We start from the raw sequence: 278 nt of genomic DNA, 5'->3' as shown, positions 1-278 counted from the left end.
GCAAAGACCTGGTGCTGACCCCGCTGATGCACGACACCCCGGAAGAACTGGGCCAGCCGTTCGACCCGCGTGACTGGAAAAAAGGCGAGTGCGAGCCGGTGCCGGGCAAAACCATGCCCAAGATGACGGTGGTGGAGCGCGACTACCGCAAGATCTACGACAAGTTCACCGCCATCGGCCCCTTGCTGGAAAAAGTGGGCAACGGCGGCAAGGGCATAGGCTGGAAAACCGCGCACGAAGTGGATGTGCTGCGCGGCCTGAACAAGACGGTGCAAGGC

Annotated in this window: 1 protein-coding gene; it reads left to right on the top strand. The window is 62.2% G+C overall.

What is annotated here, in order from left to right; translation table 11 throughout:
* Positions 1–11 precede the first annotated feature (11 nt).
* Positions 12–278: hypothetical protein (locus tag O4G76_RS20420; RefSeq protein WP_269398961.1), on the top strand; the 267-nt coding region annotated here is incomplete at its 3' end.

This window comes from Limimaricola sp. G21655-S1 (assembly GCF_027213785.1).
In the GTDB taxonomy this organism is placed as follows: Bacteria; Pseudomonadota; Alphaproteobacteria; order Rhodobacterales; family Rhodobacteraceae; genus Limimaricola.
This window is presented reverse-complemented; position numbering and strand designations above follow the sequence as displayed.